We start from the raw sequence: 10,986 nt of genomic DNA, 5'->3' as shown, positions 1-10,986 counted from the left end.
CAACAGGCGATGCTATGAAATACCAAAGCTTGTAAACAAAAAATCAGCGGTATGATCCTCCTTTCGCAGGGTATGATCACATTAAGCTTCGCGCCGGGGTCTTCATCAAAAGCCTTTGCGAATAGTCATGAGACCCTGGCGCTGAACGAAAAATTTGTAACCAAAAAATGCCCGATCTGGCTCTCTTTTCGCAGGGTATGATCACATTAGCTAAACGGCATTCATAAAAATTAAAATGAAGAACTGCTTTACATTATGGATTGTTTTTGCGGGGATGCTGTTCGTGGATACTTCTATGGCTCAAACCCATGATACCGGCAACCTGGTAATGATCAAATACAATAATCCCGGCCTAACGGTGGATCTTGGTGTTGGATTATGGGCCTGGCCGATGCCTATGGATTTTGATGACGACGGTGATATGGATCTGCTGGTTTCCTGTCCGGATAAGCCCTATAACGGAACTTATTTCTTTGAAAACCTCACGGGTGGGGCGGAGCCTGTATTTTCACCCGGGCGGCGTTTAACGGGAGCTTTGAAAGATGTGCAGGTTTCTTATGTCAATAACCAGCCCAGGGTATTGATTCCGGGTTATGAGCTCATTAATTTTAAAAAAACAGCCGGCGCCGAAAAGGATTCCCTGTTTCCTATCCGGGAAATTTTAAAGGATTTTAAAAAACAGCCCCGGTTTAACCAGTGGAAGCTGGTGGACTACGACAATGACGGAGACGTTGATATAATAGTGGGCGTAGATGACTGGAGCGATTACGGCTGGGACAATGCATTTAACAGTAAAGGAAAATGGGTGAATGGGCCGCTTCATGGTTATGTGTACTTAATAGAAAATGTAAATGGGGTATATGTTAACCAGGGAAGGATAAAGGCCGGGGGTAAGGAAATTGATCAGTATGGCGCACCGTCTCCTAATTTCGCCGATTTTGACGGCGATGGTGATCTTGACTTAATATGCGGCGAGTTCCTCGACAAGCTAACCTGGTTTGAGAATACCGGAACAAGGGAAAAACCGGTTTATGCGAAAGGACAAATATTAAGCAACGGAGGTGGGATGATTACAATGGATCTTGAAATGATCATTCCCGTTGCCGTTGATTTTGATGGAGACGGGCATGTAGACCTGGTAGTGGGCGATGAAGACGGCCGCGTGGCTTTTATCAGGAATACAGGAAAAGTAAAAAAAGGCATGCCGGTATTCAGGTCACCTGTTTATTTTAAGCAGCAGGCAGATCATATAAAATTTGGCGCGTTGGTTACACCTTATAGTATAGACTGGGATGATGATGGCGATGAAGACATTATTGCCGGAAATTCGGCCGGCTATATCGGGTTTATTGAAAACCTGGGAAATAATGATGGTATGCCACGCTGGGCTGCGCCGGTATTATTAAAAGCCGGTGGTACAACCATTCGTATACAGGCTGGCTATAATGGATCTATCCAGGGACCTGCCGAAGCTAAATGGGGTTATACCACGCTGTCGGTAGCCGACTGGGATGGCGATGGTTTGAAAGATATTATTATCAATTCGATTTGGGGAAAGGTGCAGTGGTATAAAAATATGGGTAAAAAGGGGGCGCCCGTGCTGGGGAGTATACAGGACGTGAAAACAGACTGGCAGGGAATTGCGCCAAAGCAGCCGAAATGGAACTGGTTTAAAGCTAACCCTGATCAACTGGTTACGCAATGGCGAACTACACCATGCGCTTTCGACTGGAATGGAGATGGAATGATGGACCTGGTGATGCTGGATCATGAAGGATACCTGGCTTATTTTGAACGCTTTGCTGATGCAAAAGGCAACCTGCTGCTAAAGCCGGGGCAAAGGATCTTTTACGGTAGCCGGTCATCCGGTTTTGATTCGAAGCACCAGGTTATAGTAAATGAGCCGGGACTGTTAAGATTAAATGTAAAGGATTATGGCGCCAGCGGAAGGGTAAAGCTTACCATTACCGACTGGAATAATGATGGCAAACCCGATATTGTATTAAACAGCCTGAATGCCTCCGTATTACTAAACCTGGGAGAAAAAAACGGAAAGGTATATTTTGAGGAAACGGGGCAGGTAAGCGATAAGGTACTTGCGGGCCATACTACCAGTCCAACGATGGTAAGCTGGGGAACGAACGCTGCCCGGGGCCTGCTGATTGGCGCGGAAGATGGGTATTTATATCTTATGAAGAGGTAATTTGAGTTGCACAAAACTGCTTAAAAATAAATTTTATTGCGTAAAGAGAGCATAATAAATGGCTTTGCGTTTTGACGCATCTAACGCCTGTAAAAAAGTAAATTATTAGATGGTAACACTTGATACATTACGAAACTTAGCCTTATCATTTCCCGAAGTGACAGAAGAACCTCATTTTGAAAAAACATCTTTCAGAGTGAAGAAGAAAATTTTTGTGACCTATGACGATAAGAATAAAAGGGCTTGTATTAAATTATCAGAAATTGACCAAAACGTTTTTTCTGCTGCCGGCAAGGCAATAATTTATCCATTGGAGAATAAATGGGGCAAACAGGGCTGGACACTAGTTGAAATGAGGAAAGTGCATAAAGACTTATTTACTGACGCATTAACAACAGCATATTGTGAAGTAGCATCTAAAAAACTTGCTGACCAGGTTAGACCAAATTACAGCGAACGAAAAACAACGAACCGCTAACAAGAGTTCCTATGGATTAACACAGGGATTTTCATCAAAAGCCTTTACGAATAGCCATGAGATCCTGGCGCTGAACGAAAGGATATTCCATGCTGCACGGCTGGCCTGCTGCTGGATAACAGTTTTAGTATTTGGCTGTGTTAGTTTTACAATTATAAGTTCTATCTATTCCGTGATACATGATATTCTGAAAATGATGGTGAAAAATAGCCATTTACTGCTCTGATAGTTTTTATAATGACTTTTATTCCGCTTTCCAATTCCAGGTAAGGTTTTGGAACATCTAAGTATATTGCCCTAATTAATCCTTCAGCCCTAATCATCCCTTTAGCATCCAAAAGCATAGCAGCGTTTCTTTTTCGTTCTTTACAATTTATCAAAATTTCCAAGAACGTTTCGTTTATAGAAGGAGTAGTTCGGATATTCATAACTTAAAATAAATTGTATTCCTTTGAAACTAAGTACCAATCCCCCGTCTTCAAAATGATAGACTATCCCGCTTTTTAAGAGATGTATTAATAAAAAGCCATTATTGCTTGCGATAGTATTTTCGTTCACTCAAATAGGAGGCTACAGACAAAACGAGCATCATAACAGCAGTAACCGGAATCCAGATAGGTATTGGCATCGGGTCTCCGGCAGCATAAGAGTGTAATCCGGACAGGTAGTAGTTTACGCCGAAATAAGTAAAGATAATTGTCCAAATCATCCACATGCCTGCTACGTTAAAAGTCCATTTACCCTTCAGCCCCGGCACCATCCTGAAATGCAGGATGGTAGCATAGAAAATTATGGAAATAAATGCCCAGGTTTCTTTCGGGTCCCAACTCCAGTAACGCCCCCAACTCTCATTTGCCCAAATTCCACCTAAGAAAGTTCCGATAGTTAGTGCAAACAATCCAATCTCAGCAGCCATTTCATTCACAATCGTCAACTCCTGAATGGAGTTTTGAATTTTTGCAGTAGGCTTTATACAGAATAGAATCAAAGAGATTATTGAGATAAGAGCAGATAGACCAAAAAAACCATAGCTTGAAGTAATAATACCTACATGCACCATTAACCAATATGATTTCAATACCGGTTCCAAAGGTGTAATCTGCGGATCAAGCATAGAACCACCATGTGCAAAGCCCATCATAATCATAGCGACTAATGCACCTGCAGCAGGAATAAACGCATTTCTGTTTTTATAAAGCAATAATCCTGCTAATACGCCAATTGATGAAATGAAAATAATGGCTTCATAGCCATTGCTCCATGGCGCATGCCCCGATAAATACCAACGAACACCCAGCCCCACAACCTGCACTGCCAAAGCAAGAACTATTATGCCGAGTAATACTTTAGTTAATATCCGAACTGCGTGATTAATTTTAGAACCTGATGATAATACTTCTGCAAAACCAAGTATGATCATTGAAATTCCCAAAAGGCTATAAGTAACCATCAGCCACAGGAAGATATTTGCATGATTATACAGGATTTCCAAATTAACTTTTGTATCAGATGGAATGATGTCCTTACTCCATGTTTTTTGAAAGTTGCTAATGCTCGCTAATATTTCATTGGTATTTTCCCAGTTTCCGGTTTGCAAACTTTGTTTTACGTCATTAAAATAAAGTGCAATAAATGCATAAGCAGCCGAATCAAGTGCTACAGGATTATTCTCAGAGCTATAGACCCAACTTCTCCATGTATGTGACGGATCGTTTCTAACCGGAATAATCTTAGTAAAATACCCGTAAATAATATTGCCGAAAATATTATATCGTTCTGTTACACTTATCAGTTCTTTATCATAATTTGATTGTTCTGCCTTACGTTTGCTGAATGATGCTTTATACTGATTTTGCAACCTGAATTCACCCGTGGCGGTATCCATCAAATTGGCAAAAGTTGTATAGCCATCTGCATTAGCGCCGGTTTCTTTAGCCAGTTCATCGCCGCCTTTTTTGCCTACATATATCATTGGCTGAACAAACCAGTAAGCCGGATCGAGTTGCATAGATAAAAACCACTGCACAGGTGATAGCAGCTCGTATTTATCCTTTTTATAAATCTTACGCAGCAATTCTAATGTATGTGTATCCATTGGTTTTATTCTACCCTGAAAGTCCTGAACCAGCAGGTGGCCAAACTTATCAGCGTGATTTGTACTTATAGCCTTACCACCTAATTCACCCTGTTTGAAAAATAGTTCTACTTCCTTTTGAGCATGTGAGGTGTCGATCCTTTCTTGTACTGAATTTTGAGCATTGGCAAAAGAGATCATCAATATCACAGGAATTAGTACTACAACTTTCCTATGTATGTCTTTCAGCCGTTGATTCAATTTCCAAATATGAGTTCGCTTCCGGAAGAGTGTAAGGAACATCCCAGGGAATAAAAAGAAGTAGCCGGTATAGGTAATTCTTGTTCCCCACCAGTCTTTGTTTACAGAAAGAATAGTACCTGATTCATCGGGGAAATAACTTGCCTGAAAGAATCTGTAACCACTGTAGTCCATAACATTGTTCATGTAAATATGATGCGGCGTTTCTTTTGCATCATCAATAACGGTTACCCTGCTTTCATAGGAAGAAGCATTGTTAGAGCCCGGATAGCGGTCTAATTTAAAATCATCACAACGAAGTGAAAAGGGCGTTTTTATCAATTTTGAACCATAACCAATCGCAATTTCCAATCTGTTAATATTGGTTTTAACGCTGTAGGCAGTTATGCCTTTTCCACCCTGCACTATAACAGTATCTTTTTCATTTCCGGAACTAATTTCCAGCTTCACCATACTTAAAAGATCTTTATCTGTCATATTGCTTTTATCGCCGCTGTAATAGACAATTTTGCCGGCAAATGCAGGATTGGGTATAATAAAGTTTGTATTATTGATTGTATAAAGCGTTCTGAAACCCAATGAGGTTAACTCATTTGCTTTTATTGTTCCTGATTGTTGTGCCAGTAAAGCAGTATCGGTAACTACTCCTGCCTGTTGGCCCTGCATAGACATGTACTGCCCGGCTAAAGGCGGGTTAATCATTATGCTATCTCCTTTTTCTATTAATTGCACCGTTCCCTGAACCGGGTTATTGAAGCTGAATAAAATACCCCCTATAGTTTTTATCTCACCATTGAAAATATAATTATTCTCTCGTCCGCTCTGCCCTGTTGTTATGATAGTAAGAATTTTATGACCTGAGGTTGTTTTTTGTATAGAATCTTTAACAAGTGGGATATAATCAAGAGATTTTATTTTGACTGTTTTTTTATCAAACGCATAACTTTCTCTGAAATTTCTTTTAAATGGCCATCTTGTATTTTTTTCATTAAAGTACGACATCGTATAAGGATGCTGATCATAAGTAATAGATTTTACGCCATCATTAATATTTACTTTGATGTAGGTAAGGTCGCTAATGATTTCATTAGAGGTCTCACCTTCTTTTATAGGCATTTGCCCCTCAAAAGCCAAATAGCGTGTTATTGCACCACCTAAGAATATTAGAATGAATGCAATGTGAAAAATCAGAATGGGCCATTTTTCTTTTTTTGTTAATTGATAGATTTTAATGTTGAAGACAAAAATAATGATGATCCACAGCATTAGTATCTCAAACCATTTGGCATTATAAATCAGCATTTTTGCTGTTGGCGTATCATAGTCATTTTCTACGAAAGTGGCTACTGCCATAGAGCAGGCAAAAATGAATAACAATGCAGTCATTGTTTTCGTAGAGAAAAAAAATCTTTCTATGCGAGTCATTATTTATTTCGTTTATCCATGCAAATACACCATTCCTGCAAAATATTTGATACGGCTTCTCATGTTGCTATCTAATTCAGGTGTCTTTTAAAAAGTAAATCTCCCGGGAGTCTTTAACCTCCCAGGAGATACAAGACAACCTTACATAATTAGAGTGATTTTAAATATTCAGTAAGATCTGTTTTTTCCTGAGTGGTTAGGCCCAGGCTTTTCGATGTATTATATTTATCTACAACTGCTGATAAAGTTGCGGCTGAACCATCGTGAAAGTAGGGAGCATGTTGCCATATCCCTTTAAGCGGTGTAACTCTCCATTGTTTTGTAGCTGAGCGGTTCACATAATCTTTATCGGTGGCTACAGAAGCACTTTGGGGATGAAGTATTCCTCCATTCGTAACGTCAGTAAACCGGGGGCCTGAATGACACGTAGCACACTGGGCCTTGTTATTAAACAAAATTTTCCCTCTTGCCGCCACAGTAGCGTCAAATGAACCTGCCGGCGCCTGTGGAGCGGCAAGTGAAAATTGATAAGCTTGCAATGCAGGCAATTTATCTGTTACCAAATCAGCTCCGCCGCCGGTATTATCTACATTGAAACTAATACGAGTATCGTTGAATTTTCCATGGCCACCCATCTGGGTTACTGCAACATAACGGTTCCAATAGGCAACAGGCCCAACTGATTCATGTTGAACATCACCATCTCCGGTAAAGATGGCTTTAGGCAAACCATATAATCCAAAAGCAGGCGGTATTACCACAGGGTTATTCAGCCCATCATGATTAAACCTTGGGTCATATTTACCTTTACCCCATGACGCATAAACAGCCTTTTGAGTAGCGCTCAGTGATGGTGATAAAGAAATAATAAAGCCAGGGTCTAAATCTCTGTTGGGATAACCATCTAAACGATTTCCAATACCCGGAGCAAATGAATTGTCAACAGTAGAGTGACATAAAGCGCAAGTAATACCCACACGATCTAACTTTAAAGTTCCTTCAGTGGTTGTACTCACCTGACCTTTAACACCTACTACCGCATTCAGTTGAAGCAAAGCAAGTGTGGTTTGAGGATCGGTTAAACTTATTGAGCCGTTTTGAACACCTGTAACAACCGCAGCGGGTAATGCAGATGCATCTACCTTTAAACCAACACTCAAAGCAGTTGTAGGGTCTACGGCTGCTTCAATTACCTGGTTCATTTTTAAAACATCTGTCCAGGTAGTTTCGTCACCAAAAGTTTCATAGCGAAATATGTCCTTTCCCTGATTAACCAATGCGGGGTCTAATGCAGGTAAACTCAAGTCGCCTTCACCTGCATCCTGGCGATGATCATTATCCGTTTTTTTACAGTTAGACAGAGAAATGACTATAAGTGAAGCCATTCCCAAAAGTGTTAATCTTGATCTCATGATATTAATTTATTTAAACGTTTGTAAGTAATGTGCAACTTCTTTTCAAAGTGTTTACATAGTTAGAGTAAATCACTTTTGCTTAGGTTACAAAAACCAAAAAATAAACTTGCACCATTGTGTGATTAGGCTGCAAGTGCATATCTTAAATAATTAACAGGGTTTTGTTGCTGATGTTAACATTATGATGGTTTATTATTCTGTTGCTGCTTTAACGACATTAAAACGCTTCCTTTACGATAAAACTATCCGCAATACCCAGAGAAGATAAATGCTTTTCTACTACCTGCATCATTGGTTCAGGTCCACAGAGATAGAAATATTGGGAATGTTCGTTTGTATGTTTTTTTATCAGGTCTGCCGAAATAAAACCGTGTTCATAATTTGCGATTTTTTCGTCAGATAGTATATTGATGAAATTGTTGCCCAGGAGTTGACGAAATTGGTCTTCGAGGATAATGTCTGCCTTTGTTTTGTTGGCAAAGATGAGCTTGTTATTACCCACTTTGTCTTCTTTTTTAAGTTGTTTTAAGATGGCAATAAATGGCGTAACGCCTGCTCCGCCTGCAATAAAAATGCCTTCACCTTTGTATGTTATGTCACCAAAAACATCATGAATTAGCATTTCATCTCCTTTGTTAAGCGAAAGTAGTTGTGCTGTAACGCCATTGCGTGACGAATATGTTTTAATGGTAAATTCTATGTACTCATCATCAGGCAAAGAAGTAAATGTAAATGCTCTTAGCTCTTGTTCCCAGTTTTGCTTGCTTATAGATATGTCCACGGCTTGCCCGGGCTGATAGTTTATTGATGCCGGTTTTTCAGCAACAATTTTAAGTACGTCGTGTGTAAGATGCTCAATGGCTATTATTTTAACTTGTTCCATTATGAATTATCTTTTGTTGTAAATGTGGGATAGAAATTCCTGCCTGATAGTTTCGTTCTCAAACTGTCCCGAATATTGAGCGGTATGTGTTATGCTGTTGGTGTCTTTAATGCCTCTTGAAGCAATGCATAAATGGTCGGCTTCAACTACAACCGCCACATCATTATGCTGCAATGCTTCCTTTAATGCTTCCGAAATTTGAATTGTTAGCCGTTCCTGTACTTGCGGACGTTTGGCATAATACTGTACCAATCGGTTAATTTTTGACAACCCGATAACCTGCTTGTCGGGAATATAAGCAACGTGTACCTTTCCAATTATCGGAACAAAATGATGTTCACAATTAGAGTACAACGTAATGTCCTTTTCAATCAGCATTCTCTTATAACCGTATTTATTTTTAAATAAACTGATTTCGGGTTTGTTGTCAGGGTTTAATCCGCTGAACATTTCTTTTACAAACATTTTTGCCACTCTTCCTGGCGTTCCGCACAAGCTGTCATCATAAAGATTAAGTCCGAGTGTATGCATTATTTGAGCAAAATGGTGCTCTATTTTTTTTATCTTTTCACTATCGCTCAATTCAGAAGCATTGCTGTGCATGAGCATATCTGTTATGGTTTCGTCCAATTCTGTATTTATCATTACCTGTATTTAATAGTCAGAGTTTATTTATTTTATGCATTACGTTTTCTACCATTGGGTCGCAGTAAATCAAATTAAATTCAAAGAGTTCATTGGCAGAATAAGCGTTTTCTATATCTCTCCGTAACATTATTTTCGCTCTATTCAACCTAACTTTTACATTTGCTTCACTAATACCTAACATTTCTGCGGTTTCTGAAACATTTAATCCGTTTATTTCACGTAACGAAAAAACCATCCGGTAATCAAAAGGAATTTTCCGAAGAGCGTTTTCGACAATATGCCCCAGCTCACGATTTTGAATTATCTTGTCGGGATCGTTATTCCTATTACTAAACATTGGCGTTGAATATTCGTTTGCATCTTGCATAATTTCGTTTTTAAAACTTGCCTTCCCCCGTTTCCTATAACAATTGTTCATCATTATCCGGATAATCCACGTTTTAAACCCGGCACGACCTTCAAACTGCAGCAGGTTCTTATACGCATCAATGAAGGTTTCCTGCATTAAGTCCTGTGTATCTTCGTGATTGTAGTTATACGACCTCCCGATTTTATATAGATAAGGATTGAAGCGTCTGACTATAATTTCATAGAGAGCCTTTTCCCCGTCTATAACCCGTCCGATAATTTCTGCTTCGGTAAAATTTTCTAACTGAACCATATTTATGCAACGATTTTAGATATTCTTGCCATTGATAGGGCTGAAATCGCCATTACAAGGTCACGTACTGCTACATCTATATAAGTGAAGCCAATTAACAATGTCAGTGCCACTACTGTCAGCCACCCTGCAACGATGTACCCGCCGATTTGGGTTCTTTTCAGTACAATGATGCCTGCTGCAATCTCAATAATGCCCACAATCATCATAAAAACCGAAGCGGAAAACGGCAAAAGACTTGCGATTGACGGATTAACGTACTGTTCCCAATGGGTCAGCAGGTTAGTGAATTTGTCTGCTCCCGCAACAATAGGAACAATAACGAAAGTGTACTTTAATAGATTGAATGTTTGTTTCAATGCCTGTTGTGAATTATTTGATTCCATTTTTATTATCTGTTTATAGGCGATTAAGCTTGGCATCCATCTCTTTGTGGTCATTATAAAATGCATCTGCAGTTAGTAGAGTCCACTACATGTGAGCTGACCATAACTCCCGCATGGCTTTGTTTAACTCTTGATATTTTGCGCTTTTCTGCAACTTAGTAGAAAGTAACACCTTTCATTTCTGAATGATACATTTGCTGTGCATTTACAGCAGAAGCCGTTATAATTAAGACAAAAATGATTGTTAACCTTTTCTTTTTTTACTTTTAAGTTGCTTTATATCTATTAGAGTAACCGAAGAATGGAAAGGTTACAAAAACCGTAGGAGAGTTGAATATATGGGTTGAGGTTAACTGGAATTGTCGCAAATGCGCAGTTGAAGGCTTCTAATTGTTCATCCCTTTTTTGTTGACGTGGTTTGTAATGGTTTTTCCATCGTTTAATTTGCGGCCCTTTTTGGATGTGTACGTGATGAGGCACCTGGTAATTGATGCTGCTATGAACCCGCCTGTAATTTAAGCTTCGCGCCGGGGTCTTCATCAAAAGCCGTTG

11 protein-coding genes are annotated in these 10,986 nt (G+C 39.5%); 3 read left to right on the top strand and 8 right to left on the bottom strand.

The features are described from left to right. Window positions 1-51 precede the first annotated feature (51 nt). From PLE34_RS14090 to PLE34_RS14080, 3 genes are all read left to right on the top strand, one after another. Window positions 52-201 carry a hypothetical protein gene (locus PLE34_RS14090; protein ID WP_324557979.1) on the top strand — a complete coding sequence of 50 codons (150 nt, stop codon included), beginning with the start codon at window positions 52-54 and terminating at the stop codon, window positions 199-201. Between the two features lie 34 nt (window positions 202-235). Next, the gene (locus tag PLE34_RS14085; protein WP_324557978.1) at window positions 236-2,203 is read left to right on the top strand and encodes a VCBS repeat-containing protein; all 1,968 of its coding nucleotides are present in this window, start codon (window positions 236-238) and stop codon (window positions 2,201-2,203) included. 109 nt (window positions 2,204-2,312) lie between these two features. Next, the gene (locus PLE34_RS14080; protein ID WP_324557976.1) at window positions 2,313-2,681 is read left to right on the top strand and encodes an MmcQ/YjbR family DNA-binding protein; all 369 of its coding nucleotides are present in this window, start codon (window positions 2,313-2,315) and stop codon (window positions 2,679-2,681) included. A 161-nt stretch (window positions 2,682-2,842) separates the two neighbouring features. On the opposite strand, the gene PLE34_RS14075 is transcribed toward PLE34_RS14080, so the two are convergent. The 8 genes from PLE34_RS14075 to PLE34_RS14040 form a co-directional block, all read right to left on the bottom strand. Further along, entirely contained in the window at window positions 2,843-3,109 is a 267-nt protein-coding gene (locus tag PLE34_RS14075) for a hypothetical protein (protein WP_324557975.1), read from the bottom strand. Window positions 3,110-3,210: 101 nt separating this feature from the next. Continuing rightward, the gene (ccsA, locus tag PLE34_RS14070) at window positions 3,211-6,441 is read right to left on the bottom strand and encodes a cytochrome c biogenesis protein CcsA (protein WP_324557973.1); all 3,231 of its coding nucleotides are present in this window, start codon (window positions 6,439-6,441) and stop codon (window positions 3,211-3,213) included. Between the two features lie 149 nt (window positions 6,442-6,590). After that, window positions 6,591-7,853 (bottom strand): c-type cytochrome, encoded by a 1,263-nt coding sequence (locus PLE34_RS14065; RefSeq protein ID WP_324557972.1) that lies wholly within the window; start codon window positions 7,851-7,853, stop codon window positions 6,591-6,593. Between the two features lie 220 nt (window positions 7,854-8,073). Beyond that, a complete protein-coding gene (locus tag PLE34_RS14060; RefSeq protein ID WP_324557971.1) occupies window positions 8,074-8,739 on the bottom strand; it encodes a ferredoxin reductase domain-containing protein in 666 nt (221 codons plus the stop codon). Window positions 8,740-8,745: 6 nt separating this feature from the next. Next, window positions 8,746-9,384, bottom strand: coding sequence for a GTP cyclohydrolase I FolE (folE, locus tag PLE34_RS14055; RefSeq protein WP_324557969.1), 639 nt, complete (start codon window positions 9,382-9,384; stop codon window positions 8,746-8,748). 16 nt (window positions 9,385-9,400) lie between these two features. After that, a complete protein-coding gene (locus PLE34_RS14050; RefSeq protein ID WP_324557968.1) occupies window positions 9,401-10,048 on the bottom strand; it encodes a sigma-70 family RNA polymerase sigma factor in 648 nt (215 codons plus the stop codon). A gap of 2 nt (window positions 10,049-10,050) precedes the next feature. Next, on the bottom strand, window positions 10,051-10,434 hold the full coding sequence (locus tag PLE34_RS14045) for a hypothetical protein (protein WP_324557967.1): 384 nt from the start codon (window positions 10,432-10,434) through the stop codon (window positions 10,051-10,053). 285 nt (window positions 10,435-10,719) lie between these two features. After that, window positions 10,720-10,986, bottom strand: a 267-nt coding sequence (locus PLE34_RS14040; protein ID WP_324557966.1) for a hypothetical protein, incomplete at its 5' end; no start/stop codon positions are given.

This window comes from Agriterribacter sp. (assembly GCF_035445465.1).
Lineage (GTDB): Bacteria > Bacteroidota > Bacteroidia > Chitinophagales > Chitinophagaceae > Agriterribacter.
Note: the sequence above shows the minus strand (reverse complement) of the source record. Positions and strands in the feature narration are given on the sequence as shown.